Genomic DNA, 24,205 nt, shown 5'->3' on the forward strand with positions numbered 1-24,205 from the left:
ACCGAGGACTCTAGGCACGCGGTTCCCAGCGGAAGTGTGTCTTGGCGATCACGATCGACCCGACGATCCACGCGGCGATGACCAGAATCGGCTTCAGGGCGGGGGAGAAGGTGTCGGCGAAGGCGAGTGCGGCCGAATCCGGATCGGTGGTTCCGAGCCACCCCAGGTTGACGACGTCGAGGACGGCCGCCATCGGAGTCAGGTCGATGACCGTGTCCACCGACTCGGGAACGATTCCCCGCAGGAACGACGTTCCGGCCATGGCGACGAGGATGATCGGCAGGCTGGTGATCTGTGCTGCCTCGGCGTTGCGGGTGAACGTCGACGTGATCAGGGCCAGCGCGGCGAACAGTGCTGCGCCGCCGCCGAATCCGATCACGAGGAGTATCGGGTTGACGGGGAGTCCGCCTCCCAGGACTGCGATGACGGCGACGATGACGATGGTCAGGAGAATCGTCAGGGCGAACGACGGTACGGCCGGGCCGAGCAGGATCTGATTATCCGTGGCTTCACCGGTGCGAAGTCGCTTGAGTACCAGCTCGTCCCGTCTCGTGGCGTACGCCGAGAGCAAGTTGTAGTACACCAGGAACACGAGCAGGAACAGGGAGAAGACTTCGAGGGCGGAGGACACGATCGTGTCGGTCAACCCCGCGTCGCTGTTCCGCCCGATGATCAGGACCACCACGGGGAACAGCAGCGGCATGATCATGGCGTTGAACAGCAGTACTCGGTTGCGAACGAGGAGAGTGAACTCCGAGCGCGAGAGAGTGGCCAGGGTACTCATGCTGCAACTTCCTTACGATCGTCGAATTCGTCTGCGATGGAGAGGAACACGGTTTCCAGCGACGCGGCGCGGGCGTCGAGTCCTTCGAGGCGTACTCCGGACTGTCGTGCCCACAGCAACAGGTCGGTCAACGTGTCCTGCACGGTCTGGGTGGAGATGACGAGGCGACTGCCTTCGACGTCGAGCGTCGCACCGGGTAGCTCGGGGAGCGTCACGGGTGGCAGTTCAAGGTGGATCTTCGCGGGATGCCCGGAGATGACGTCGGCGACGGTTCCACTACGGACGACGCGGCCCTTGTGCATGATCGCGAGCCTGTCGCACAACTGCTCGGCTTCGTCCAGGTAGTGGGTGGTCAGCATGATCGTCACACCGGACTGCTTGAGTTCCTCGATCAAAGTCCATGTGTTGCGGCGACTCTCGGGATCGAGACCCGTCGTCGGTTCGTCGAGGAACAGCACCCGCGGCTGCCCGACGATCGCGCACGCCAGGTCCAATCGCCGCTGCTCGCCGCCGGAGAGGAACTTGACCCTGGTGTCCGCGCGGTCCGCCAGATCCACTCGGGCGAGGACGTCGCGTGCCGGCAGCGGGCTGCTGCACGTGCCCGCCCACATCTCCAGGCTCTCGAGTGCGGTCAGGTCGGATGGAAGTCCGCCCTTCTGAAGCATGATCCCCAGATTCGGGCGCACGTCGCGGCGGTCGCGGACCGGATCCATGTCCATGATGGACACCGTCCCTTCGCTCGGACGCGAAAGTCCTTGGATCACTTCGAGAGTGGACGTCTTACCGGCGCCGTTGGTGCCGAGGAGTCCGAACAGTTCGCCCTCCCGCACCGAGAGATTCAGGTCGCTGACCGCCTCGAACGCCGTCTTGCCGGTGCCGTAACGACGGGTCATGCCGTCGACGTCGATGATGCTCATCGCTTGCCCCACTCACGAAGACCGAACGCGAAGCGTGCCGCGAGGAACACGACCGCGACCGCGGCGACGATCCACACGAGCGTGCTGGTGCCCACGAGGGCGATGACGGCGGCCAGGAGGGCAAGGGAGATGACGATGACGACGACCTCTCGCGCCATCGTCGGCGCGGGGCCGAACTCCATCAGGTCGGTGAAGAGGTTTCCTTCGTCTGGTTGTTTCATGAGAACAACTTTCGTCCGATCCGGCCGCGACCAGTAGTGCTGTGCGTCATCGGCTGGCGTGACGATGTCACGGCCGAGCCATGACAAATGTCAGGGGGCGGAGACGAGCTCCACCTGATCTCCACCCGTGGGTCGATACGAATGCACTCGATCGTTCCTAGCGTTGTGGACATGAACATCACCTGGATCGTCCTCATCGCAGCCCTGGTTCTCTACCTACTGTTCCGCCGCATGACGGGTCAGATGATCGAAGTTCGCCGGACATTGGTGCTCCCCGGGGTCATCGCGGTCATCGGCCTCGCGAGTATCGGCTCCGTCGGCATCACCCCGATGGCCGTTGCCTTCGTGGCGTTCGGCGTCGCCGTCGCCGCGGCTATGGGAGTGCTTCGCGGGTTCACCATCAAGATAGAACCCCGCGACGGCTTCGCCTTCATGCGCTACACGGTCGCGTCGGTGGCCCTGCTGATCGCGTCGGTTGCCGTACGTCTGGTCGCGGCACCGATCGAAGCCTCCATCGACGCGTCGGCGGCAACCGTCGCAGGACACGCGCTGATGCTGTCGCTGGGCGTCGGCTTCCTGGCCGAGGGGCTTGTGGTCCTCTACCGCGCCACGCGTACCGGGCACGCCATTGCATGGCAGGCACGCAAGACCGGTGACCACGCGGTGTGGCGGCACGGAGCCGCCCGCGCGGCGTGAGCGACAGACTGAATCCGTGCTGACCCCGTACTTCGCGGCGGTGATCGTCGTCGCCTCGTTCCTCACCCTCCGCCCACTCGGGGTGGAGGGTGAGGGCCTTCTCGTGCTGTGCTTGCTCGTCGTCAACAGCGTCGTCATGTCGGTGCGGACGGCGCCGGAGAAATGGGTGCCGGCACGGGTGGGCAACGGCTTGATCGGTGTCGGAATCGTCGCCTCCGCGGCCCTGCTTCCGTTCGCGACCGATTCCATCGCCTCGGTGTTCCCGTTCTTCGTCGCGGGCAGTATCGGGTACCGCTTCCGTCCGTCGGTGTCGTTACCGCTCGCGGCATCGGTGAGCGTCGCGTGTGCGGTGTCGCTCGCGATCGCCGACGCCTGCGGCATCGACACCTGGCCGCCCATTGCCGGATTGGTCGTCGGCATGCCGGCGCTTCTCGGTTATTCGCGACGTAACCGGGTGGCGGCACTGGAGGCACAGATTCGTGAACGAGCGCTCGCCGAACGGGCCCGGATCGCGCGCGACATCCACGATGTTCTCGCGCATTCGTTGTCCGGGGTGACCATGCAGCTCGAGGTCGCCGACGCGTTGCTCGACGGCAATCGGATCGAGTCCGCTCGCGAATCGATCAGACGGGCGCAGTCGCTGTCGCGAGAAGGCCTCGTGGAGGCACGTCGCGCGGTACAGGCACTGCGCGACGACGCCCTGCCGCTGGTGCCGACGCTGCGTGATCTCGTCGGCGATCAGGCGAGGTTCGAGGTGCACGGATCACCGCGAGAACCGTCGGTCGAGGGCTCGCAGTTCCTGATTCGTTCCGTTCAGGAAGCGATGACCAACGCGCATCGGCACGCACCTCACGCACCCGTCGATGTCGCACTGACGTTCCACCCGAAGAGCATCGAACTGACCGTCGACAATCAGGCGTCCGAGTCGCCGAGCGCGGTCGTCGGCAGCGGGATGGGTCTGGTCGGAATGCGTGAACGAGCTGCCCTCGTCGGTGGTACGGCGACGGCAGGGCCGACCGATCAGGGGTGGCGCGTACACGTCACACTCGACGCATGAGCGTGCGCGTGGTGATCGCCGACGACCAGACGTCGGTGCGAGAAGCCCTGGCGACGATGCTCGATCTCGTCGAGGACATTTCCGTCGTCGCGACAGCGTCCGACGGCGAGGGGGCGATCGCGGAGGTGGACCGCGTCGATCCCGACGTCGTCCTGATGGACCTTCGCATGCCGGGGATCGGTGGGGTGGAGGCGACCGCGCAGCTGCATCGACGACACCCGGACCTGCCCGTCGTGGTGCTGACGACCTTCGCGGACGACGACTCCATCCTCGGCGCGCTCGGCGCAGGGGCCGTCGGATATCTGACCAAGGATGCCGGACGACACGAAATCGCTGCGGCGCTCCGCGCTGCGGTGGCAGGTCAGTCGGTTCTCGACCGTGCGGTGCAGGCGCGCCTGTTGGCCGTCGCCCGACCTGCGGCGCCGACGGCTCCTCCGGTGGAGCTGACCCCGCGCGAAACCGAAGTGCTCCGTCACATCGCGGAAGGGCTCACCAACCGCGAGATCGCGTCGGCGTTGTTCGTCAGCGAAGCGACCGTCAAGACACACATCAACAACCTGTTCGCCAAGGCCGGGCTGCGGGACCGGGCGCAGGCCGTGCACTACGCCTTCACCAACGGCGTGGTCGGCCGGCCGTAGATTTCTAGAAGGCCCAGCCCATGACCGAGGCGCGGTCGGTGGAGAAGGCGAGGTCCACGGTGTGCAGCGCTTCCGGGTCACGTGCCCACAGCCTCGACGCCGCCGCGAACCTGGTGGCGCTGTGAGTGCCGAAATACATCGCCGAGAGCACGTCGAGCTTCATCGTCGCGTCCGGTGCTGCTTCGGTACGCGTCACCGACGCACGTCCCTCGGAGATGGTCACGTCGAAGGTGCCGCCCGCGTTCAGGAACGGATCTTCGATCTCGAGGACGAACTGCGCGTCGACTCCGTAGGTGCGGGCCTCCAACGCTGCCTCGACGTCCATGATCCGGCACCACAGTGCGTCGTGGTGGGCGGTGATCTTCGGTAGACGATTGCTGGTGAGCAGGAACGGCAACGCTTCGTCGGGAGCCTGGTTCACTTCGATGGTGTCGACGAGGTCGACCCCGGCGAGTACCTGCCACAGCTCCGCGTACGCCCGGTCCGTGACGGCGATGAATTCCTGGACGACGATCTTGGACTCGGTGGGGCTGCGCCGGTAGGCGACGTAACCGTCGGCGTGCGCGATGAAGAACAGTTCGGTGAGTCCGTGCCTCCGGTTCTCGCGGTCCGCGAAGAAGCGCTCCCAGCGAATGGGCGGTTTGGGCTGGGCCCCGGCCGTCCTACGCTGCCACCGGTGATAGATGTCCGGGAGAAGGGTCGATGCCTCGGCCGACTCGATCAGGCGAACCCCGGTGACGGGAGGGACGTCCTTGTGGAACTGCGCGAACCGGCGATCGAGCACCACAGAATGTTCCTCGGTGGCAGGTCCGTAACCGAACCGGCCGTAGATGGTGGCTTCGCTCGCGGTGAGAAGCGACAGCGGCGCACCAGCCTTCTCGAGTTTCTCGTGTTGCCGGGTGAACATGCGTCGCAGGATTCCGCGCCTGCGGTGCGTCGGCGCGACCGATACCCACGACACACCCGACGCCTCCACCTGCGTGCCGCCGGGGACCGTCACCGACATCGGGAAGTGCATCGCGACTCCGACGGGCGCATCCCCGTCCCACGCCATGACGACGTGTTCGGAGCTGGTCAGTATCTGTGTCTCCGCCAGGTCCTCGGAATTCTGGTGCTCTCCGAACGCGTGCGCGTCGAGCAGCGCGACGGCATCCCAGTCGTCGTCGGTGGCGGTACGGATCGTGATCGTGTCGTCGGTAGTCATCGCTCCTCAGCTTGGCATAGACGGGGACGCTTTTCATACGGGTGGGAAGATGGACACGTGGTACACGTAATCGACATCGAAAACTCCGCGGACCCGCGGCTCGACGACTTTCGCGATCTCAACTCGTCCGACCGTCGACCCGATCTGCCCGACGGCAAAGGCCTGGTGATCGCGGAAGGTGTGCTCGTGGCCGAGCGTCTGCTCACCTCGAGGTTCGCGCCCATCAGCCTTCTCGGTGTCGACCGCCGCCTGAAAGAGCTGGGCGACCGACTCGACGGCGTCGACGTGCCGTTCTATCGGGCGACCGCGGACGTGATGGCCGAGGCCGTCGGTTTCCACCTGAACCGTGGCGTTCTCGCCGCCGCGCACCGCCCGCCGGAACTGGAGCTCGCGGACGTACTCGACGGCGCCAGAACTGTCGTCGTGTTGGAGGGCGTCAACGATCACGAGAACCTGGGGTCGATGTTTCGCAACGCGGCCGGACTCGGTGCCGATGCCGTGCTGTTCGGTGCCGCGTGTGCGGACCCGCTCTACCGTCGCGCGGTGCGAGTGTCGATGGGGCACGTTCTTCGAGTGCCGTTCGCCCGCGTACCGGAGTGGCCCCGCGGTCTGAAGATACTCCGGGACCGAGGTTTTCAGACCATCTCGCTGACGCCCAACCCGTCGGCGATTCCTCTGGCGGAGGCGATGACCGGGGAGAAGGTGGCCCTGCTGTTGGGCGCCGAAGGGCCGGGACTGACCGAACACGCGATGCGCGCCACCGACGTCAGGGCCCGGATCCCGATGGCGCCCGGTACCGATTCGCTCAACGTCGCCACGGCTGCCGCGATGGCGTTCTACGAACGTGTTCGGCTGCAGCCGTCGTGACCGACAGGGCCGTGGCACGCGACCGTGACGTGTTGTTCACCGGCATCCCGGTGGCAGTGTTCGTGGCCGTACTCGTCGGCGCTGCCCTGACGGCGTTCGGACGAGAACTCGCCCACATCAACGTGTTCCTCGCGATCGGGATCAACCTGATCGTCGTCGGCGGTGCGGCTCCGACCGTACTGCGGTGGCGGTCGACGCGGGTGTGGCGATGGCCGGTGTACGGCGTGTGCGTCGGCGGGGTGCTCAGCTTTGTGGCTCTGGGGATTTCCGTCGCAGCCAACGCATGAACTTGCGATCGGTCGGCGCGGACACCGGTGCGGGAGCTTCGGCGGCCGGTTCCTCGCCGGGTGTGTAGAGCGCAAAACCGGACGCGGGAACGGACATCGGATCGAACTCGTCGCCGCGCGGCGCTCCCGTGTAGCGGAACCCGAGCCATTCTGCGTTCGCTGCTTCCGCGAATTCCTGCGGATGGAACGGAAGCGATTGTGGGTCCGGTAGCACCCCGGGCGGATAGATCAACGGGCGTTCGCCTGCCCAGAACGGTCGCTCCCACACCAGCGGCAGGCCGAGGTCCTCGTAGATGTAGATCGGGGTCGCGCTGAACGAGCGGCGAAGGGTTCCGCGTTCCCAGTAGGCGAACGCACCCCATGCGTTCTCCGGGTCGGTTGCAACGAAGTACGTGTGCTCCGAGGCGAGAGGCCGTACCCAGGACTCCGGGATCAACGACGGTTTGGCGATCGAGAGGTTCGGCGAGCACACGACGGTGGTGCCCGGGTAACAACCGACGACGATCGCGTCGGGTCCGACTCCGGCGGACTGCGGCAAAGGGGTCGGTGCTGTCGGCAGCGCGGTGAGGTCGGGGATCAACCGGCCGACGAGGGCCGCGGCCGCAGCGTGATCGGACGCCGACGTCTCGCGTAACAAGGACGCCGGGTCAGGTGCGTCGGTGTACCAGATGGTCGATACTTTGACCCCCACTCCCGGCACCCTTCTCGACTGTCAGCGGTTCATGTCAGCTGTGCCCGCTGCTGCGGACACCCAGCAAAACATCTTCCCACGACGGCATGGCAGGTTTGCCCCTCTTGTCCTTTTTAGGTGCCGGAAGTGCATCATGTTTGGGCTCGTTCACAACGACGTCCGCCGGTTCGTCGTCGACGGCTTCGTCGAGTTCACTGTCCGCGGTGGTGCCGTAGTACTCGTCGAACGTCTGCTGCGACTCTTCCTGCGGGGCAACTTCGAGGGCTCGGACCGGCGCGAGACCGCGGAGCTGACGCCCGAAGTCCGGATCGACCAGCTCGGCCGCTGCGTCGTCCAGAGCGGTGATGGTGCCGCCGTGGCCGTCGGGCAGGAACTGCCAGTGCGCTTTGTTGGTGGTGCGACCGGCCTGCCATTTCAGCTGCGCGACCCACTTGTTGTCCTCGTCCCGCCACGCATCCCACGTGGCCTCGTCGAGGTGGTGGCCGCGTGCGCGGAAGGCCAGTGCGACGACCTCCGCGAGGGTCTGGACCGCGGGGCCGTCGTGACGGAGTGGGTGACCGGATTGTGCCATCGTCGCGGCCTGCGAGCGTTCGAGCAGAACGGGATGGGCGAAGACCTCGACACGGCTCAGTGCCATTCCGGAGTCGCTTGCCACCTGTTCGACGGTGGCACCCGCTCGAATTCGGGCCTGGATCTCCTTGGGGCGTAGCAAACTGTCCATTTCGATCTCAATCTGTCCTAGTCGAGCGATGTCGCCGCGAGAGGCCGCGCGGAGTTTGTCGTCGGCCGGAAGCCGGAATTTGTCGCCGGTTTTGGGATCTGCGCAGATCACGTACTGCCCATCGGGTTCGAGACCGACCACGCGTAGATCCCGCACCTTGACCTCCTCATCGCGCCGACTCGCGATATCGTCCTCGTCGACAGTAATCCACTCGTGACGTCGAGCGTGTCTGCGACACGCACCCGCCGCGTTCTTGTCAAAGACTAGTCATTGCGCTAGTCGGGTGCACGGATTCCGTTGCCGCGTCGGCAATGTACTTGTCGCGGAAAGCTTTTGCGTCGTGGTGCAGGAAGTATCCGCCCAACGTCAGTCCGATGCAGAGAGCCGTGGCGTGGCCGAATGCGGTGAACGACGGATCGGCGATCGCCGAGGCTCCGACCAGAGCCAGCCAGCCGCCCGCCCACAGCACGCGCCACGGTCCGCGTAGGTAGCGGATCAGCGATCCTGCAACGGCCGCGGCGGCATAGCTGACGCCGACGTCGACGGCTACGGCGAGTGAATCCTCCAGCCAGTCGGCGTGGATTCCGACGAAGAGTCCGGCGGCGACGAGCACCGTCGCGCCGACGTGACCGGCGGCGAAAGCCAGCAGGAAGCGCATCGACCCCGAGATCCACTCGGCGACCGCGAAGAGAAGGGCAACGGCGCCGAGCCACACCCAGTTCGGTTCACCGTCGGTCAGGAATGCGCTTGCGACGAGCGTGCCGACGTGACCGTCGCCGAGATTGTGCAGGTTGGTGCTGGCGCGAAGAAGTACGTGCCATTGTGCGTGGGGGCCGAGGTGTCCGACGAGTATCGCGGCAGTCGCGGCGAGGACCGAGTAGGCGATCGTGACTTTCAGTCGCAGAAGGATCGCCGGCCAACGCACAGGGCGCTCCCTTCGAGATAGTTGCAGATGCCAACTAGTTTAGCCCTCGAAGGGAACGCCCGTGCTGTGAGCTTGCTGCCAACCAGGTGCTGGTCAGCCGAGAGCCGACACGACCCAGTCGATGCTCTTCGTCAATGCGGTGACGTCGTCCGGCTCGATCGCCGGGAACATACCGACGCGCAACTGGTTGCGTCCGAGCTTGCGGTACGGCTCGGTGTCCACGACACCGTTGGCGCGCAGGACCTTCGCGACCTGGGCGGCGTCGACCTTCTCGTCGAAGTCGATGGTGCCGACGACCTGGCTGCGGTGCGCGGGATCCGTCACGAACGGGGTGGCGAACTTGCTCTTCTCGGCCCAGTCGTACAGACGCGAGCTCGAGTCCGCGGTGCGCTTGGTCGCCCAGTCCAGGCCGCCCTTGGCGTTCAACCACTCGATCTGGTTGGCGAACAGCAACAGCGTGGCCACCGCCGGGGTGTTGTACGTCTGGTCCTTGCTGCTGTTGTCGATCGCGATCGGCAGCGACAGGAAGTCGGGAACCCAGCGGCCCGACGCCTGGATCTCGCTGACGCGCTCGAGCGCTGCGGGGCTGAACAGGCCGACCCACAGGCCACCGTCGGCGGCGAAGTTCTTCTGCGGGGCGAAGTAGTAGACGTCGGAGTCGGCGACGTTCACCGGGAGGCCTCCCGCGCCACTCGTCGCGTCGATGGCGATGAGCGCGTTCTCGGAGCCGGCCGGGCGGCTGACCGGAATGGCCACACCCGTCGACGTCTCGTTGTGCGCCCAGCCGATCACGTCGACGGACGGATCAGACGTCGGCTCCGGAGCGCTACCGGGCTCTGCCTTCACGACGATCGGGTCGCCGATGAACGGGTTGTTCTTTGCGACCGAGGCGAACTTGGAGCTGAACTCACCGTTGGTCAGGTGCAGCGACTTCTCGCGGATCAGACCGAAAGCCGCGGCGTCCCAGAATGCGGTGGTTCCACCGTTACCGAGCACCACCTCGTACCCCTCGGGAAGGCTGAAGAGATCCTTCAGGCCACCACGCACCCGTGCAACGACGTCCTTGACGGGCTTCTGACGGTGGCTCGTACCGAACACGGACGCACCGACATCCACCAGAGACTGCAGCTGCTCGGGGCGAACCTTGGACGGTCCGCAGCCGAAACGTCCGTCGGCGGGCAGAAGATCAGCGGGAATGATCGGCAATTCGGCCATTGAGCAGCGCATCCTAAGCATCGAGGGAACTGGCACGTACAGGCTAGTCCAAGAGGGTCGATCACAGGTCGCCGGTCTCCACGCGCACGTGCCCTGGACGCGAGGGTTGCAACCTGCGCATGGGGCTGGAACCTGCGCGTTCACGGTCCGGTGGAGACCGAATGTGCCGTTCGGTCACCTGGGCGCGCCTGCGCGGGTTGCAGCGACTGCGCGTGTTGCAGTACGCGCTCCCACTGAAACCCGCGCGTCGACCGACCGCCGGACGCTGCGCCGGTGTCAGACGATCTGTCCCCAGCCGTCGACGGATTCGGGAGTGCGTGGTGCGGGGCCGGTGTAGATGGCGGCGGGGCGGACGAGTTTGCCGAGGCGTTTCTGTTCGAGGATGTGGGCGCACCATCCGGCGGTGCGGCCGCAGGTGAACATGGCGGGCATCATCTGCGCGGGTACTTCGGCGAAGTCGAGGATGACCGCGGCCCAGAATTCGACGTTGGTTTCGATGGGACGGTCGGGGCGGCGTTCGCGGAGTTCGGCCAGAGCTGCTTGTTCCAGTGCCGCGGCGACTTCGTAGCGCGGGGCGTTCAGGCGCTTGGCGGTTGCGCGCAGCACGCGGGCGCGAGGGTCTTCGGCGCGGTAGACGCGGTGCCCGAAGCCCATGAGCTTTTCCTTGCGGTCGAGGATGCCTTTGACGAGGGCGCGGGCGTCGTCGTTCTTCTCGACTTCCTCGATCATCGGGAGAACGCGGGCGGGTGCGCCGCCATGCAGTGGGCCGGACATGGCGCCGATGGCTCCGGAGAGTGCGGCGGCAACGTCGGCGCCGGTGGAGGCGATGACGCGGGCGGTGAAGGTGGAGGCGTTGAGGCCGTGTTCGGCGGCCGAGACCCAGTAGGCGTCGATGGCTTCGGTGTGCGCGGGGTCGGGGTCGCCTTTCCAGCGGGTCATGAAGCGTGCGGTGACGGTTTCGCACTGGTCTATCTTCTTCTGCGGCACGGCCGGCTGGTAGATGCCGCGTGCGGACTGTGCGACGTAGGACAGTGCCATGACCGAGGCGCGGGCGAGTTGGTCGCGGGCGGTGGCGTCGTCGATGTCGAGCAGGGGTTGATAGCCCCAGATGGGGGCGAGCATCGCCAGGCCTGCTTGGACGTCTACGCGGACGTCGCCGGTGTGGATGGGGAGCGGGAACGGCTCGGCCGGTGGGAGTCCTGGTCCGAAGCGGCCGTCGACGAGCAGTGCCCAGACGTTGCCGAAGGTGACGTGTTTGGCGACGAGGTCTTCGATGTCGACGCCGCGGTAGCGCAGCGCGCCGCCGTCCTTGTCCGGCTCGGCGATGTCGGTGGTGAACGCGACGACGCCTTCGAGACCACTGACGAAATCTTCGGGAACCTGTTGTACAGCCATGACCGTAGGACTCTCCTTGTAGCCTCGCGACTCGCGTTCGAGCTTGCCTGGTCAGAACTGTAGCGCTTCGTACCCGGGAGTAACGTGGCGGTTCGTGCACCGAGACAGGCAACCGAGCGACACCTCCCCTCTGGCCGATATGCGGGTCGACTACAAGCAGGACGCCGACGTGGATGCGGAGCGGCTGCTCGGCGGTTGGCTACCGGTGGCGCAGCAGTGGCTCGCCGACGCTGTCGAGGCGAAGATCGCCGAGCCCAACGCGATGGTTCTCGCGACCGTCGATGCCGACGGACGGCCGTCGACCAGGACGGTGTTGTGCAAGGGTCTGGACGCCGACGGTGTGGTGTTCTACACGAACTACGGATCCGACAAGGCGACCCACCTCGCTCACACCCCGTATGCGTCGGTGACGTTCCCGTGGATCGGTATCGAGCGTCAGCTCACCTTCCGAGGGTCCGTCCGAAAGGTGTCCGCGGAGGACACTGCGGCGTATTTCGCGTCGCGGCCTCGCGGGTCGCAGCTGGGGGCGTGGGCGTCGCAGCAGTCGCAGCCGATCGATTCCCGTGAGGCGCTCGAGGCTGCTCTGGCTGAGGTTGCTCGCAGGTTCGACGGTGTGGATGTGCCGGTTCCGCCCGGTTGGGGTGGGTTCCGGCTGAGCCCGGAGACCGTGGAGTTCTGGCAGGGCCGAACCAATCGGTTGCACAACAGAATTCGGTTGACGACGTCGACTCGGCTGGTGGAGCGCCTGCAGCCGTGAATGCTCTTCGCGGTGTCCTGGCCGACACCACTCCGCTGAAGACTCCTGCCTATCGGCGCTTGTGGCTCGCCAACATCATCACCGTCATCGGTGCGCAGTTGTCGATCGTCGCTGTGCCGCAACAGGTATTCCAGATCACGCTCAGCTCGGCGTACGTCGGGTTGACGGGCGTGTTCGCGTTGGTTCCGCTGATCGTGTTCGGGCTGTGGGGCGGTGCGCTCGCCGACGTGATGGATCGTCGAACGTTGTTGATGTGCACCACGTTCGGTCTGATCGGTACGTCCGCGCTGTTCTGGCTGCAGGCGTTCCTCGATCTGAACAACGTATGGGTGGTTCTGGTTCTGCTGGCCGTCCAACAGGCGTTCTTCGCGGTCAACCAACCGACGCGTAGTGCACTGTTGCCGCGCATCCTGCCACCCGGACAGCTCCCGGCCGCGAATTCGCTGAACATGACGGTGATGAATTTCGGCGCCATCGCAGGACCGTTGAGCGCCGGAATCCTGATCTACTACATCGGCTTGGAGACGCTGTATCTGATCGACACGGTGTTCCTGTTCGCGACGCTGTGGGCGGTGATCAAGCTCCCCGCGATCCCTCCGGCGTCGGCGGGTCAGCGTGCCGGTCTGCGTTCGGTGTTCGACGGTTTCGCCTACCTGGCGACGCAGAAGGTGCTGCTCGCGTCGTTCGTGGTCGACATCATCGCGATGGTGTTCGGTATGCCCCGTGCCCTTTTTCCGCAGATCGCGCACGAAAGTTTCGGTGATCCGGCGTCGGGTGGGCCGGTTCTCGGCATGCTGTTCGCGGCGATGTCGGCGGGCGCGGTGGTGGGCGGTGTGTTCTCGGGATGGCTTCCGCGTGTGAAACGGCAAGGCATGGCTGTGATCGTCGCGATCATGGTGTGGGGTGCGGCGATGATCGGGTTCGGTGTCGCGGTCGGCCTGGCGTCCGACGGTGCGACGGCGGTGGCGTTGTGGTTCGCGCTTGCGTTCCTCGCTCTGGGCGGCGGCGCCGACATGATCTCGGCTGCATTCCGGTCGACGATGTTGCAGACGGTCGCGACGGACGAGATGAGAGGTCGGCTGCAGGGAGTGTTCATCGTCGTGGTTGCCGGTGGCCCCAGGATCGGTGACGTCCTGCACGGCGCTGCGGCGGCGTCGGTGGGTACCGCGGCGGCGGCAGCGGGCGGCGGAGTGCTCGTCGTGATCGGTGTATCGCTTGCCGCGCTGGCTCTTCCGGCATTCATCCGGTACCGGGTCGGGAGCGTAGCCCGCGGAATGACCGAATAAGCCTGTCAGGTAGTGGACAATGGCAACCATGGCTGACGCATATTCGATCTCGAGCGGGAAGTACCGGGCGGAGATCGCCGCGGCAGGCGCCGGTCTGAGGCTGCTCGAGTTCGACGGATCGCCGCTGACCGAGACGTGGGAAGTGGGCACCACACCACCGCTCTCGGCGGGATTGGTGCTCGCTCCGTGGCCCAACCGTGTCGCCGACGGTGCATTCACTTTCGGTGGTAGCGACCACCAGTTGGAGATCACCGAACCGTCTCGCAACAATGCAAGCCACGGTTTCGTGCGCAGGGTCGACTGGACTCTCGTGGACAGATCGGAGTCTCGCGTCGAGCAGTCGGTGGACATCGGGCAGCACCCGGGTTGGCCGTACAGCGTGGAGGTGACGGTCGTGCACGAACTGTCGAACAGCGGGCTCGTCGTGACCGCGTCGGCGACCAACACCGGTGAGTCCGACGCTCCCTACGGCATGGGTTTTCACACGTTCGTGCGCGTCGGCGATGTTCCGCTCGACGACTGCACGTTGGAGTTCTCCGCCGGCACTCGGCTGCAACTCGACCCTGTTCGCAACCTGCCCAACGGTCCGTCGGTTCCGACCGCGGGTTCGGAGTTCGATTTCACGGCGCCGCGTCTCATGAAGGACGTCTGGCTGGACACTCCATTCAGCGCCGAAGTACCCGACGCCGACGGCAAGGCCTGGCACGTTCTCCGCGGGCCGGACGGCACGGGTACCGGACTGTGGACGGACCGCGAGTTCGATTGGGTGCAGGTGTTCACCGCCGACCCCGGACATGATCAGGCGTACCCGGACCGTGGGCGCGCGGTGGCCGTGGAACCGATGACGTGCCCGCCCGACGCGTTCAATTCCGGCGTCGACGTGATCGTGTTGACGCCGGGGCAAACCTGGACCGGCTCATGGGGAATGGAGTTTCTGACGCGATGACGATTCTGGTGTGCGGCGAGTCTCTCGTCGATCTGGTCCCGGTGCACGAAGGCCCGTTGCTCTCTCCGAAGCTCGGGGGTGGCCCGTTCAACGTCGCGGTGTCGCTCGGTCGTCTGGGCACGAACGTGTCGTTCCTGTCGAGGGTGTCCACGGACGCGTTCGGGGAGCAGATCCTCGGCAGCCTGCGTGATGCAGGCGTCGACACCACATGGGTGCAGCGCGGCGCCGAGCCGACCACGTTGGCGATGACCACCCTGGCGGACGACGGTAGCGCTCAGTACTCGTTCTACGCAGACGGTACGGCCGATCGGCTCGTCGGTGACCCGGGCGAGTTGCCGGACGAGATCACGACTCTGTCCTTCGGCACGCTGTCGCTTCTGTACGAGCCGGGCGCGTCGATGTACGCAGCCCTGCTGCACCGTGCGCACGCGGCGGGGAAGCTGACGATGCTGGACCCCAACATCCGTCCGGCTGCCATCGACAGCACCAGTGGAGACATCACGGCCGACGGTTTTCGTACCCGATTCAAGTCGTGGTTGCCGTCGGTGGACATCTTGAAGGTCAGCGAGGACGACGCGCACTGGTTGGGACTCGGACCCGAGGGGACGACGGTCGACGACTGGCTCGCGGCAGGCGTCGCAGCCATCGTGATGACGCGCGGAGGCGACGGTATCTCGGTGTTCACTTCGGCGGGCGAATTCTCGGTTCCCGGGATGCCCGTCGACGTCGTCGACACCATCGGTGCAGGTGACACCGTGCACGGAGCTTTACTCGCGTATTTGACAAACGAGACCATTGTCACAACGCGTGACCTGAATGACATGGGCGCGGGAGACTGGAAGGCAGCACTGAGGTTCGCCGCGCGAGCAGCCGCCATCACGGTTTCTCGCCCGGGTGCCGACCCTCCGTGGGCGTCCGAGGCGCCGAGAGACTAGTTTCTCTATCGACTGCAGTAAGTGTCCGATTTAAGTACGTGTCCGTTACATGAGTTCGAGAGGGACCATTCGTGCCCGCTGAGAATGACGCAAAAGCCACCCTCGTTTACCCCGGTGGCGAACACAGCATGTCCATTGCCAAGGCAACCGAAGGCAATGACGGCATCGAGCTGGGTAAGTTGCTGGCCGAGACCGGCTACACGACGCTCGACGGCGGATTCGTCAACACCGCGTCGACGAAGTCTGCGATCACCTACATCGACGGTGCTGCAGGGATCCTGCGCTACCGCGGTTACCCGATCGAACAGCTGGCCGGCAAGTCGAGCTTCATCGAGGTCAGTTACCTGCTGATCTACGGTGAGCTCCCCACGGAGGACCAGCTCGAGAAGTTCACCGACAAGATCCGCAGGCACACACTGCTGCACGAGGACCTCAAGCGATTCTTCGACGGTTTCCCGCGCAACGCTCACCCGATGCCGGTGCTGTCCAGTGCGGTCAACGCGTTGTCCGCGTACTACCAGGATTCGTTGGATCCGAACAACCCCGAGCAGGTCGAACTCTCGACCATCCGCTTGCTCGCGAAGCTGCCGACCATCGCGGCTTATGCGTACAAGAAGTCCGTCGGTCAGCCGTTCCTGTACCCGGACAACTCGAAGAGCCTGGTCGAGAACTTCCTGACCATGACGTTCGGATTCCCGGCGGAGCCCTACGAGGTGGACCCGGAGATCGTGAAGGCTCTGGACATGCTCCTGATTCTGCACGCGGACCACGAGCAGAACTGCTCGACGTCGACGGTTCGTCTGGTCGGATCCTCGGACGCGAACCTCTTCACGTCCATCTCGGGTGGCATCAATGCTCTGTGGGGACCGCTGCACGGCGGCGCCAACCAGGCCGTCCTCGAGATGCTGGACAAGATCAAGGCGGAGGGCGGCGACGCCACCGACTTCCTGCGTCGGGTGAAGAACAAGGAAGACGGCGTGAAGCTCATGGGCTTCGGGCACCGCGTCTACAAGAACTTCGATCCGCGCGCCACGCTGGTCAAGGAGACCGCGCACAACATCCTCGGCAAGCTGGGCAACGGTGACGAGCTCCTCGACATTGCGCTCAAGCTCGAGGAGACGGCGCTCACCGACGACTACTTCGTCGAGCGCAAGCTGTACCCGAACGTGGACTTCTACACCGGGCTGATCTACCGAGCGATGGGCTTCCCGCCGCACATGTTCACGGTGCTGTTCGCCATGGGACGTCTCCCGGGCTGGATCGCGCACTGGCGTGAGATGCACGAGGATCCGACCACGAAGATCGGTCGGCCGCGTCAGATCTACACCGGTTACACCGAGCGCGACTACAAGGACGTGTCCTCGCGCTAGTCGTCACCGAGCGAAGAGCCGCCTGAACCTGTCACGGGGTCCAGGCGGCTTTCGTCGTTTCGGGGTGCACGTGTCAGTCGAGCACGGCCGTGGCCTCGACCTCGACCATGATGTCCGGTTCGCCGAGCGCGACGACTCCGATGAGCGTGATGGGTTTGACGGGGTCGATGCCGAGCTTCGCTGCGGCCCGCCCGACGCCTTCTCCGAGCAACGGCATCTTCTCGGCCGTCCAGTCGACGACGTAGACCGTCAGCTTCGCGACATCGTCGAACGTCCCGCCGACGGCGTTCAGCGCGGTGGCGACGTTGAGGTAGGCCTGTTCGACCTGCGCCGCGAAGTCGTTCTCCCCGACGCGGTTGCCGTCGGCGTCGCGGGCGACCTGGCCGGAAAGGAACACGAGCTTCGATCCTTCGGCGACCGAGAGTTGGCGGTAGACATCGGGTTTGGGCAGACCGTCGGGGTTGTGCAGGGTGATGGTCATATCTGGCTCCTTCGTCGGGGTTCCGAAAATATAACACTGTTATATATTGTTGGGGAATGGTCAGAACCAAAGATCCTCGGATCAGGTCGATGCTCATCGAACGAGCCGCGCGAATGTTGGGGGACAGGCAGCCCGTGACGCTGCGTGCGCTCGTCAAGGACACCGAGGTCTCGACCATGGCCGTGTACACCTACTTCGACGGCCTCGACGGTCTGTGGATGGCCGTGCGGCAGGAAGGTTTCAAGAGGTTGGCCGCCATGTCGGAGGCCGCGGAGGTCACGGCGGATCCGGTCCGTGACCTGGCGTCGCTCGGATCGGTGTACACACGTAACGCGTTGGAGAATCCGGATCTGTATCGAGTGATGTTCGACGCGACGGTCGATCTGGAGGATCCGGGCGGCGCTGATGCGGTTCTGCAGCATCTGGTGCTGGGGATCGACCGTGCAAAGGATGCCGGACGATTCCGGGCGGATGTGGATTCGGTGGATCTCGCGCTTCAGGCTTGGATCGTCGGGCATGGGCTGGTCTCGCTCGTCGTGACCGGGCCGCTCGACGAGGCTGCGTTGGCCTACGGGGCGTCGATGCTCACGGCGGTGTACGTCGCCGCCGGCGACGACGAAGCCCGCTGCCGTGAATCCGTGGCAGCGGGCTGGGAGTTCGGGTGACCCGTCAGAACTGTCGGCGGTTCTTCAGGACCGGTAGGTTCTGGCGCACCGACTCGACCTGTGTGGTGTCGATGTCCACGGTCAGCATGCCGGGAGTCGTGTCGAGTTGACCCAGTACCTCGCCGGTGGGGGAGCTGACGATGGAGTGGCCGACGCCCAGGGGCGCGGTTCCGTTCGACTGCTCGGGTTGTGCTTGGTCGCAGGCGGCGATGAACGCCGTGGAGTCGAGGGCGCGGGCTCGGGCGAGCAGCGACCACTGTTCGGCCTTGCCCGGACCGGAGCCCCACGACGCGGCGACGACGACCAGTTGAGCGCCGAGGTCGCCGAGCTTCTGGAACAACGCGGGGAAGCGTATGTCGTAGCACGTCGCGAAGCCGATGCGTACACCGTCGATGTCGAGGACGAGCGGTTCGGAACCCGGTGCGACCGTGTCGGATTCGGCGAAACCGAAGGCGTCGAAGAGGTGGATCTTGTCGTAGCTCGCGTCGACGCCGTCGCCGGTGACCAGGAGGGTGTTGGCGACACGGTCGTCGTCGGCGGGGGTGAACATTCCCGCGACGATCGTGATTCCGACGCTGGACGCGATCGCACGGACGCCGTCGGCCCACGGGCCGTCGAGGGGTTCTGCGACGCCGCGAATCGGTCCGCCGAAGCACCGCATCATCGCTTCCGGGAAGACGACGACGGAGGATCCGGCTTCTTTGGCTGCGCGGGCGTGGGTGTCGATGATTCGCAGATTGTCCGATGGTTCAGTTCCACTGGTGACCTGGGCAAGGCTGATTCGGAGGCTGGTGCTCATCTGCTGATCTCCTGTTTCGTGGGCGCTGTGCATGGTTTCGTAGCGCGTCGAGAGGTATACATATCGTATGCAATCGGTGTCGGGTAGGGACAAGGCGTACTCGTTCGTTCGTGACCAAGTGCTCACGTCACCTGCGGCCACCGGAACATTTCTGAACGAGCAGGACCTGGCGACTCGAATCGGGGTGTCTCGCACGCCGGTTCGTGAAGCCCTGTTGATGTTGCAGGCGGAGGGTCTTGTCGAGATGGTACCCAAGCGGGGTGCTCACGTTCCCGCGATGTCCGGCCGCCAGATCGGTGAGTTGATGGAGTTGCGAGGCGTGCTGGAGCGTCACGCGGGCTCGGTGGCCGTCGGAACCGGCACCCCGCCGGTGGCCCTGATGCGCGACGCCCTCGGTGCTCAGGAGGTGCTCGCCGAGGTTCGAACCGATGATGCTGCAAAGGAATTCATCGACCTCGACGGCAGGTTCCATCAAATTCTGATCGATTCCGCCGGCAGTGAACTGCTGTCGCGGACGTACGCAGGCCTGCGGGCCCGTCAGCTGCGCGTCGGATTGACCGCGTTGTTCGCGGCGTCCGATCGCCAGCGCAACGTGTGCACCGAGCACGAGGCCATCGTCGTCGCTCTCGAGAGCGGCGACGAGGACCTCGTGCATCGGGCGATCGACGATCATCTGGAAGTCACACTGCAGATCCTGTTGAGGGCGTAGTCGCGCGAATGACCTCGTACTCCTCTTCCTCGGCCCGGTCGGGGTTGCGTCCGAGCGCGAGGCCGAGGACGGTCAGGGCGCCGACGACGGCGACGTAGGCGACGATCAGCGTCCAGGTGTCGGTCTTGTCCAGCAGGAAGACGAAGATCAGCGGTGCCATGGCTCCACCGACGACTCCTGCGAGGGTGTAGGCGAGCGAGCTGCCGGTCGATCGCAGGCGCACGGTGAACTGCTCGGTGACGAAGGCTGCCTGCGGTCCGTACATGAACGAGTGGAACGCCAGTCCGACGACGACGCCGAGGATCAGCAGCGGCAGCGAGCTTCCGCCGATGATCAGGAAGAACACTGCGCTCCAGGCGACTCCACCGACGGCGGCGACGCCGTAGACGAGGCGGCGGTTGATGCGGTCGGACAGGGCGCCGGCGAGCGGGATCAGGCCGAGCTGGAATGCAGAGCCGATGAGAATGGCGATCAGAACTTCGCTGCGTTCGAAGCCGAGCTTCTGTGTGCCGTACGTGATGGAGAAGACGGTGAACAGTGCGTAGATGACGTCGGGGGCGATGCGGGACAGAATCGCGGCGATAAGAGGGCGACGCTGAAACTTGAAGACCTCGCTGATCGGCGCTTCGGAGCGATCTCCGCTTTCCTGGAGTGCCTTGAACACCGGAGTGTCCTCCAGCTTCAGGCGAATCCACAGTCCGAAGCCGACGAGTACTGCGGAGAGCAGGAACGCGACGCGCCAGCCCCAGGATTCGAACTGCTCCTCGGTCAGGGCGAGGGTGAGTGCGGCGAGAGCACCGTTGGCGAGGAGGTTTCCGGCTGGGGGACCGATCTGTGCGGCCGACGACCAGAAGCCGCGCTGACGGGGGTTGCCGTATTCGCTCGACAGAAGTACCGCGCCGCCCCATTCGCCGCCGACGGCCACGCCCTGGGCGAAGCGCATCGTGACCAGCAGGATCGGGGCGACGATGCCGATGGTGTCGTAACCCGGGATCAAACCGATGAGGAATGTGGTGACGCCGATCAGCAGCAGCGTGATGACCAACAACTGCTTGCGGCCGATGACGTCGCCGAGGCGTCCGAAGACGAATCCGCCGACGGGGCGTGCCACGTATCCGACCGCGTAGGTCGAGAAGGCCAGCAGGGTGCCGGTCAGTGGATCGCTGTCGGGAAAGAAGACGATCGGGAAGATCAGGGCGGCCGCCGCGGAGTAGACGGCAAAGTCGTACCACTCCAATGCGGTGCCCGTCAGGCTGGCCGCAAATGCCTTGACCAGGCCTTTCTTTTCGACTGTCTGCGCAGTCATGGCAACTCCTTCGTCTGTGCCTTGGATCACTGTATCCGTTGTACTGATTCCATACTTGCTGTATACAAGACGTATGCGCAAGCTTTTCGGCGTATTCGAAACAATCAATTAACGAGAGAGGCATTCACGATGCTGACGTTCACGCTTCCGGACGGAACCACCGAGACCGTCGAACCGCTGAATCTGCTCAACGCCGGCTACGCGGGCCGCAACCAGGAAGAAGTTGCTCATCACATCGCCGAGCTGGCCGAACTCGGTGTTCCGGCACCGACCGTCACGCCCGCGATGTACCCCATCTCGCCGTACCTGGCTCAGCAGACGAACGCCGTGCACGTGCAGCACGGGCGCACCTCCGGTGAAGCCGAGTGGGCGCTCGTCGTTCTCGGCGATACCGACGACGACGTGCTGCTCACCGTCGCGTGTGATCACACCGACCGCGACCTCGAGGTCCACAGCGTCGCGTGGAGCAAGAACGCATCACCCGACGTGCTCGGTTCCGGTGCGTGGCGTCTGTCCGACGTCGCGGACCGCATCGACGACATCACGCTGAAGGCATGGGTCGGCGAGACCCCGATTCAGACGGGGTCGCTGGCCGATCTCCTCGCTCCGAAGTACTGGCTCGACGTGCTCCGTGAGCGCGGGCTGTTCAAGCGCGGAACCATCCTGATCTCGGGCACGATCTCGATGCATCCCGGCGTCGACCAGTTCGCCGACGCGTGGAAGGTCGAGATGTCCGACGCCGCCACCGGAAACGTGCTGACCTGCGAATACGACGTCATTCGCATGGCTGACCCGATCGGCTGACCAGCGCGACGTAGGGTGGAGTGCGTGACGAAGCCAATTATCGAGTTCCAGGCAGGCCCTCCACCCATCGATCTAGTGCTGGTGGACTTGGTCGAGGGAGACGGTGACGAAGCCTCACCCGGCGATACCGTCGAGGTGCATTACGTCGGGGTCGAGTTCGACTCGGGCGAGGAGTTCGACTCCTCGTGGAACCGCGGGGAGTCCATCAAGTTCCCGCTCCAGAACCTGATTCAGGGCTGGCAGGACGGCATTCCCGGGATGAAGGTGGGCGGACGCCGTCAGCTCACCATTCCGCCGGAGCTCGCCTACGGCCCGGCCGGACACGGTCATCGCCTGTCCGGAAAGACCCTCGTGTTCGTGATCGACCTGCTCGGCGTCAACTGACGTAGACCGGTCGTCGACCAAGTGCCCACAGTTCGAAGTCTCCCGAAGTAGACTTTTCGGACATGTGGGCATTGGTCGTCGAAAACGACGATCGCGTGGCCCGTGCTCTGCGTCGGTCCTTGCATGCCGAGGGTTTCGACGTCGAACGGGTCGGCGCGGTCGCGGCAGCCCGCCGAGCGATGGCCCGGCAGGACTTCGCCATTGCTCTCGTCGATCTCGGTCTCGACGACGGAGACGGTGTGGACGTGATCCGAGCGCTGCGGGACCATCCGTCCACCGGGGTCATCGCCGTCACAGCGCGTGGGGCCACGAACGACCGCGTCCGCGGACTTCGTGCCGGCGCGGACGACTATCTGGTCAAGCCCTTCGGGATCGCCGAGCTCATGGCGCGTATCGACGCCGTGATGCGCAGGCTCAGGCTCTCGTCCGTACCTCTGGAATCGCAGGGTCGTATCGGGCACGGGGAGCTGTGCATCGATCGCGACCGTCACGAAGTTCTGCTGGCAGGCATGGTTCTTCCGTTGACCCGCAAGGAGTTCGACGTGCTCGTGCTCCTCGCTCAGAACGTGGACGTCGTGGTCGAGCGCGACCGCATCCTGGATCACGTGTGGCAGTCCGCCCGCGAAGGAAACACCAGGACCCTCGACACCCACATGGCGTCGCTTCGCACCAAACTCGGCGCCGCAGCGTCGATCACGACGGTCCGAGGCGTCGGATATCGGCTCGAATCGGCGTCCGAGAGCTGACGGACAGCCGTGCGCAGACGGATCGTTCTCAGCATGGTCCCGGTGATCGCCCTTCTCGTTCTCGGCGTGGGTATCCCGTACGCGATTCTGGTGTCCGAGCGCGCAACCCAGCGTGTGTTCATCGACCGGACCGGTGACGCAGTGCGATTCGCCTCCGAGGTGGACGCGGCGATCGAATCCGGGGAATCGACCGGGCTGGGAGAGGAACTGGCGTCGTACTCGGCGTTGTACGACTCAGCGGTGTGGGTGCTCGCTCTGGACGGGGCGACCGTGTACGACCCCGGCGTTCCGCTTCCCGACGACGAGGAACTGGCCGGTGCCGTCAGGCGTGCGTTCGCGGGCGGCCGGGTGTCCGAGGCGCCGACTGTCTACCCGTGGACCGCCGCTCCCGTGCGGGTGGTCGAACCGGTCGGCCGGGACTCCCAGGTGACCGCCGTCGTCGTCATCGAGGCTCCGACGGACACGTTGCGCGCCGGGAGCCTGTCCCAATGGGCTGTCGGTATCGGAGTGTTGGTGGTCGCCGTCGCCGGGTTGCTCGCCGGGTTGTGGCCGCTGACATCGTGGATTCTTCGGCCCGTCCGCGATCTGGAGCGCAGCACTGCCGGTATCGGCGCAGGCGATTTCACGACCCGCGCGGACGTCGATCGAGGCCCGCAGGAGCTACGCGAACTGTCGGAATCGTTCAACACGATGGCCGACACCGTCGAGCGGTCGATGCAGCGTCAGCGCGCGTTCGTCACCGACGCCGCCCACCAGCTCCGAAATCCGTTGGCCAGCTTGCGTTTGTCGGTCGAGAATCTACGGCCCTGGCTGCGCGACGGTGACGCCCGCGAGGCCCACGAGGATGCCGTTGCCGAGACGGTGGAACTGGGTGCGACGTTCGAAGCGATGCTCGGCGCCGTCTCCGCGGAGCGGGACGACGGTGAACGTGACGGTGACCTGTGCTCGGTCGTCGACGTGTTCGATGCCGCGCGGCCGCGGTGGCAGGCGTGCGCGGAGAGCGCCGGGGTTCGGTTGGTGATCGAGGAACCGGCTCCGGGGTGTCGCACCGTCCGCCAACCCTCCGGTGGCCTCGTCGCGGTGCTCGACGAACTGGTGTCCAACGCCGCCCGGCTGTCCGGCGGCACGACGGTGACGGTCCGGATGCGCACCGAATCCGAGGGTCGCTGGGCGTTGTTCGAGGTGGAGGACGATGGTCGCGGGTTGTCGGAATCGGAGACGACTGCGGCGACGGGGAGATTCTGGCGCGCGCCACGGCATCAGAACGTGGCCGGGACAGGGTTGGGTCTTGCCATCGTGAGTGATGTGGTGGCCGATGTGGGAGGAACGTTCGACTTACGGGGTGCTTCCGGTGGCGGAATCGTGGCGACTGTTCGATTGCCCTGTGCGTCAGCGTGAG

The 24,205-nt window shown here is 65.3% G+C and carries 28 protein-coding genes; 16 read left to right on the forward strand and 12 right to left on the reverse strand.

Annotation, left to right across the window (positions count from 1 at the left end; translation table 11 throughout):
- Nucleotides 1–10 precede the first annotated feature (10 nt).
- The 3 genes from CH290_RS08045 to CH290_RS08055 are packed head-to-tail and all read right to left on the reverse strand — an operon-like array spanning nucleotide 11 to nucleotide 1,922.
- The gene (locus tag CH290_RS08045) at nucleotides 11–784 is read right to left on the reverse strand and encodes an ABC transporter permease (RefSeq protein WP_020111515.1); all 774 of its coding nucleotides are present in this window, start codon (nucleotides 782–784) and stop codon (nucleotides 11–13) included.
- Nucleotides 781–1,701, reverse strand: coding sequence for an ABC transporter ATP-binding protein (locus CH290_RS08050; protein WP_033190694.1), 921 nt, complete (start codon nucleotides 1,699–1,701; stop codon nucleotides 781–783). The genes CH290_RS08045 and CH290_RS08050 overlap by 4 nt, the downstream gene beginning before the upstream one ends.
- Nucleotides 1,698–1,922, reverse strand: coding sequence for a hypothetical protein (locus CH290_RS08055; RefSeq protein ID WP_019664355.1), 225 nt, complete (start codon nucleotides 1,920–1,922; stop codon nucleotides 1,698–1,700). Before CH290_RS08055 ends, CH290_RS08050 begins: the two co-directional genes overlap by 4 nt.
- Before the next feature lie 171 nt (nucleotides 1,923–2,093).
- On the opposite strand from CH290_RS08055, the gene CH290_RS08060 reads away from it, so the two are divergent.
- From CH290_RS08060 to CH290_RS08070, 3 genes are read left to right on the forward strand one after another with little or no spacing between them, the layout of a single operon-like run.
- The gene (locus tag CH290_RS08060; protein WP_230621134.1) at nucleotides 2,094–2,618 is read left to right on the forward strand and encodes a CcdC protein domain-containing protein; all 525 of its coding nucleotides are present in this window, start codon (nucleotides 2,094–2,096) and stop codon (nucleotides 2,616–2,618) included.
- A gap of 16 nt (nucleotides 2,619–2,634) precedes the next feature.
- Entirely contained in the window at nucleotides 2,635–3,675 is a 1,041-nt protein-coding gene (locus CH290_RS08065) for a sensor histidine kinase (protein WP_020111512.1), read from the forward strand.
- Nucleotides 3,672–4,313, forward strand: coding sequence for a response regulator transcription factor (locus CH290_RS08070; RefSeq protein WP_019664358.1), 642 nt, complete (start codon nucleotides 3,672–3,674; stop codon nucleotides 4,311–4,313). The genes CH290_RS08065 and CH290_RS08070 overlap by 4 nt, the downstream gene beginning before the upstream one ends.
- 4 nt (nucleotides 4,314–4,317) lie before the next feature.
- Here CH290_RS08070 and CH290_RS08075 read toward each other — a convergent pair whose 3' ends face one another.
- Complete coding sequence (locus tag CH290_RS08075) at nucleotides 4,318–5,517, reverse strand: GNAT family N-acetyltransferase (RefSeq protein WP_020111511.1); 1,200 nt, start codon at nucleotides 5,515–5,517, stop codon at nucleotides 4,318–4,320.
- A 57-nt stretch (nucleotides 5,518–5,574) separates the two neighbouring features.
- On the opposite strand from CH290_RS08075, the gene CH290_RS08080 reads away from it, so the two are divergent.
- Nucleotides 5,575–6,384: a TrmH family RNA methyltransferase gene (locus CH290_RS08080; protein ID WP_019664360.1), complete on the forward strand. Its 810-nt coding sequence runs from the start codon at nucleotides 5,575–5,577 to the stop codon at nucleotides 6,382–6,384.
- Entirely contained in the window at nucleotides 6,381–6,671 is a 291-nt protein-coding gene (locus tag CH290_RS08085) for a DUF2537 domain-containing protein (RefSeq protein WP_020111509.1), read from the forward strand. The genes CH290_RS08080 and CH290_RS08085 overlap by 4 nt, the downstream gene beginning before the upstream one ends.
- Here the strand turns inward: CH290_RS08085 and CH290_RS08090 are convergent.
- From CH290_RS08090 to CH290_RS08110, 5 genes are all read right to left on the reverse strand, one after another.
- Complete coding sequence (locus tag CH290_RS08090) at nucleotides 6,628–7,362, reverse strand: DUF6928 family protein (protein ID WP_033190697.1); 735 nt, start codon at nucleotides 7,360–7,362, stop codon at nucleotides 6,628–6,630. The genes CH290_RS08085 and CH290_RS08090 overlap by 44 nt on opposite strands.
- 34 nt (nucleotides 7,363–7,396) lie before the next feature.
- Nucleotides 7,397–8,239: a septation protein SepH gene (sepH, locus tag CH290_RS08095; protein ID WP_019664363.1), complete on the reverse strand. Its 843-nt coding sequence runs from the start codon at nucleotides 8,237–8,239 to the stop codon at nucleotides 7,397–7,399.
- 100 nt (nucleotides 8,240–8,339) lie between these two features.
- Entirely contained in the window at nucleotides 8,340–9,008 is a 669-nt protein-coding gene (locus CH290_RS08100) for a rhomboid-like protein (RefSeq protein ID WP_033190698.1), read from the reverse strand.
- A gap of 93 nt (nucleotides 9,009–9,101) precedes the next feature.
- On the reverse strand, nucleotides 9,102–10,223 hold the full coding sequence (gene serC, locus CH290_RS08105; protein WP_033190699.1) for a phosphoserine transaminase: 1,122 nt from the start codon (nucleotides 10,221–10,223) through the stop codon (nucleotides 9,102–9,104).
- Between the two features lie 276 nt (nucleotides 10,224–10,499).
- Nucleotides 10,500–11,618 carry a citrate synthase 2 gene (locus tag CH290_RS08110; protein WP_019664367.1) on the reverse strand — a complete coding sequence of 373 codons (1,119 nt, stop codon included), beginning with the start codon at nucleotides 11,616–11,618 and terminating at the stop codon, nucleotides 10,500–10,502.
- Nucleotides 11,619–11,757: 139 nt separating this feature from the next.
- Here CH290_RS08110 and pdxH point away from each other — a divergent pair, with 139 nt between their 5' ends.
- From pdxH to CH290_RS08135, 5 genes are all read left to right on the forward strand, one after another.
- Complete coding sequence (gene pdxH / locus CH290_RS08115) at nucleotides 11,758–12,375, forward strand: pyridoxamine 5'-phosphate oxidase (RefSeq protein ID WP_020111506.1); 618 nt, start codon at nucleotides 11,758–11,760, stop codon at nucleotides 12,373–12,375.
- Nucleotides 12,372–13,661 (forward strand): MFS transporter, encoded by a 1,290-nt coding sequence (locus tag CH290_RS08120; RefSeq protein WP_033190700.1) that lies wholly within the window; start codon nucleotides 12,372–12,374, stop codon nucleotides 13,659–13,661. Before pdxH ends, CH290_RS08120 begins: the two co-directional genes overlap by 4 nt.
- Before the next feature lie 19 nt (nucleotides 13,662–13,680).
- A complete protein-coding gene (locus CH290_RS08125) occupies nucleotides 13,681–14,607 on the forward strand; it encodes an aldose 1-epimerase family protein (protein WP_033190701.1) in 927 nt (308 codons plus the stop codon).
- Nucleotides 14,604–15,542, forward strand: coding sequence for a carbohydrate kinase family protein (locus tag CH290_RS08130; RefSeq protein ID WP_033190702.1), 939 nt, complete (start codon nucleotides 14,604–14,606; stop codon nucleotides 15,540–15,542). The genes CH290_RS08125 and CH290_RS08130 overlap by 4 nt, the downstream gene beginning before the upstream one ends.
- A gap of 71 nt (nucleotides 15,543–15,613) precedes the next feature.
- Entirely contained in the window at nucleotides 15,614–16,912 is a 1,299-nt protein-coding gene (locus CH290_RS08135; RefSeq protein WP_026347662.1) for a citrate synthase, read from the forward strand.
- Between the two features lie 73 nt (nucleotides 16,913–16,985).
- Here CH290_RS08135 and CH290_RS08140 read toward each other — a convergent pair whose 3' ends face one another.
- Entirely contained in the window at nucleotides 16,986–17,393 is a 408-nt protein-coding gene (locus CH290_RS08140) for a RidA family protein (RefSeq protein ID WP_019664373.1), read from the reverse strand.
- A 56-nt stretch (nucleotides 17,394–17,449) separates the two neighbouring features.
- Here CH290_RS08140 and CH290_RS08145 point away from each other — a divergent pair, with 56 nt between their 5' ends.
- On the forward strand, nucleotides 17,450–18,058 hold the full coding sequence (locus CH290_RS08145; RefSeq protein ID WP_020111502.1) for a TetR/AcrR family transcriptional regulator: 609 nt from the start codon (nucleotides 17,450–17,452) through the stop codon (nucleotides 18,056–18,058).
- Nucleotides 18,059–18,062: 4 nt separating this feature from the next.
- Here CH290_RS08145 and CH290_RS08150 read toward each other — a convergent pair whose 3' ends face one another.
- Nucleotides 18,063–18,857, reverse strand: a complete 795-nt coding sequence (locus tag CH290_RS08150; protein ID WP_026347663.1) for a carbon-nitrogen hydrolase family protein — start codon at nucleotides 18,855–18,857, stop codon at nucleotides 18,063–18,065.
- A gap of 67 nt (nucleotides 18,858–18,924) precedes the next feature.
- Between CH290_RS08150 and CH290_RS08155 the strand changes: the two genes are divergently transcribed.
- Entirely contained in the window at nucleotides 18,925–19,566 is a 642-nt protein-coding gene (locus CH290_RS08155; protein ID WP_019664376.1) for a GntR family transcriptional regulator, read from the forward strand.
- On the opposite strand, the gene CH290_RS08160 is transcribed toward CH290_RS08155, so the two are convergent.
- Nucleotides 19,538–20,872 (reverse strand): MFS transporter, encoded by a 1,335-nt coding sequence (locus CH290_RS08160; RefSeq protein ID WP_019664377.1) that lies wholly within the window; start codon nucleotides 20,870–20,872, stop codon nucleotides 19,538–19,540. The two genes, CH290_RS08155 and CH290_RS08160, sit on opposite strands and share 29 nt — an antisense overlap.
- A gap of 129 nt (nucleotides 20,873–21,001) precedes the next feature.
- Here CH290_RS08160 and CH290_RS08165 point away from each other — a divergent pair, with 129 nt between their 5' ends.
- The 4 genes from CH290_RS08165 (at nucleotide 21,002) to CH290_RS08180 (ending at nucleotide 24,204) form a co-directional block, all read left to right on the forward strand.
- Nucleotides 21,002–21,676, forward strand: a complete 675-nt coding sequence (locus tag CH290_RS08165; RefSeq protein ID WP_019664378.1) for a DUF2848 domain-containing protein — start codon at nucleotides 21,002–21,004, stop codon at nucleotides 21,674–21,676.
- Nucleotides 21,677–21,700: 24 nt separating this feature from the next.
- Nucleotides 21,701–22,060: an FKBP-type peptidyl-prolyl cis-trans isomerase gene (locus CH290_RS08170; RefSeq protein ID WP_026347664.1), complete on the forward strand. Its 360-nt coding sequence runs from the start codon at nucleotides 21,701–21,703 to the stop codon at nucleotides 22,058–22,060.
- 62 nt (nucleotides 22,061–22,122) lie between these two features.
- Entirely contained in the window at nucleotides 22,123–22,806 is a 684-nt protein-coding gene (locus tag CH290_RS08175; RefSeq protein WP_020111501.1) for a response regulator transcription factor, read from the forward strand.
- 9 nt (nucleotides 22,807–22,815) lie between these two features.
- Nucleotides 22,816–24,204 (forward strand): HAMP domain-containing sensor histidine kinase, encoded by a 1,389-nt coding sequence (locus CH290_RS08180; protein WP_033190703.1) that lies wholly within the window; start codon nucleotides 22,816–22,818, stop codon nucleotides 24,202–24,204.
- The last annotated feature ends 1 nt before the right edge of the window (nucleotide 24,205 follow it).

The organism is Rhodococcus sp. 06-156-4 (assembly GCF_002259345.1).
Classification (GTDB): Bacteria; Actinomycetota; Actinomycetes; order Mycobacteriales; family Mycobacteriaceae; genus Rhodococcoides; species Rhodococcoides fascians_E.

Coding starts and splice junctions, on each gene's coding strand:
- CH290_RS08045 (WP_020111515.1), bottom strand. CDS start 784: ATGAGTACCCTGGCCACTCTCTCGCGCTCGGAGTTCACTCTCCTCGTT.
- CH290_RS08160 (WP_019664377.1), bottom strand. CDS start 20,872: ATGACTGCGCAGACAGTCGAAAAGAAAGGCCTGGTCAAGGCATTTGCG.
- CH290_RS08175 (WP_020111501.1), top strand. CDS start 22,123: ATGTGGGCATTGGTCGTCGAAAACGACGATCGCGTGGCCCGTGCTCTG.
- CH290_RS08145 (WP_020111502.1), top strand. CDS start 17,450: ATGGTCAGAACCAAAGATCCTCGGATCAGGTCGATGCTCATCGAACGA.
- CH290_RS08125 (WP_033190701.1), top strand. CDS start 13,681: ATGGCAACCATGGCTGACGCATATTCGATCTCGAGCGGGAAGTACCGG.
- serC (WP_033190699.1), bottom strand. CDS start 10,223: ATGGCCGAATTGCCGATCATTCCCGCTGATCTTCTGCCCGCCGACGGA.
- pdxH (WP_020111506.1), top strand. CDS start 11,758: ATGCGGGTCGACTACAAGCAGGACGCCGACGTGGATGCGGAGCGGCTG.
- CH290_RS08130 (WP_033190702.1), top strand. CDS start 14,604: ATGACGATTCTGGTGTGCGGCGAGTCTCTCGTCGATCTGGTCCCGGTG.
- CH290_RS08150 (WP_026347663.1), bottom strand. CDS start 18,857: ATGAGCACCAGCCTCCGAATCAGCCTTGCCCAGGTCACCAGTGGAACT.
- CH290_RS08060 (WP_230621134.1), top strand. CDS start 2,094: ATGAACATCACCTGGATCGTCCTCATCGCAGCCCTGGTTCTCTACCTA.
- CH290_RS08155 (WP_019664376.1), top strand. CDS start 18,925: ATGCAATCGGTGTCGGGTAGGGACAAGGCGTACTCGTTCGTTCGTGAC.
- CH290_RS08165 (WP_019664378.1), top strand. CDS start 21,002: ATGCTGACGTTCACGCTTCCGGACGGAACCACCGAGACCGTCGAACCG.
- CH290_RS08110 (WP_019664367.1), bottom strand. CDS start 11,618: ATGGCTGTACAACAGGTTCCCGAAGATTTCGTCAGTGGTCTCGAAGGC.
- CH290_RS08050 (WP_033190694.1), bottom strand. CDS start 1,701: ATGAGCATCATCGACGTCGACGGCATGACCCGTCGTTACGGCACCGGC.
- CH290_RS08055 (WP_019664355.1), bottom strand. CDS start 1,922: ATGAAACAACCAGACGAAGGAAACCTCTTCACCGACCTGATGGAGTTC.
- CH290_RS08070 (WP_019664358.1), top strand. CDS start 3,672: ATGAGCGTGCGCGTGGTGATCGCCGACGACCAGACGTCGGTGCGAGAA.
- CH290_RS08075 (WP_020111511.1), bottom strand. CDS start 5,517: ATGACTACCGACGACACGATCACGATCCGTACCGCCACCGACGACGAC.
- CH290_RS08140 (WP_019664373.1), bottom strand. CDS start 17,393: ATGACCATCACCCTGCACAACCCCGACGGTCTGCCCAAACCCGATGTC.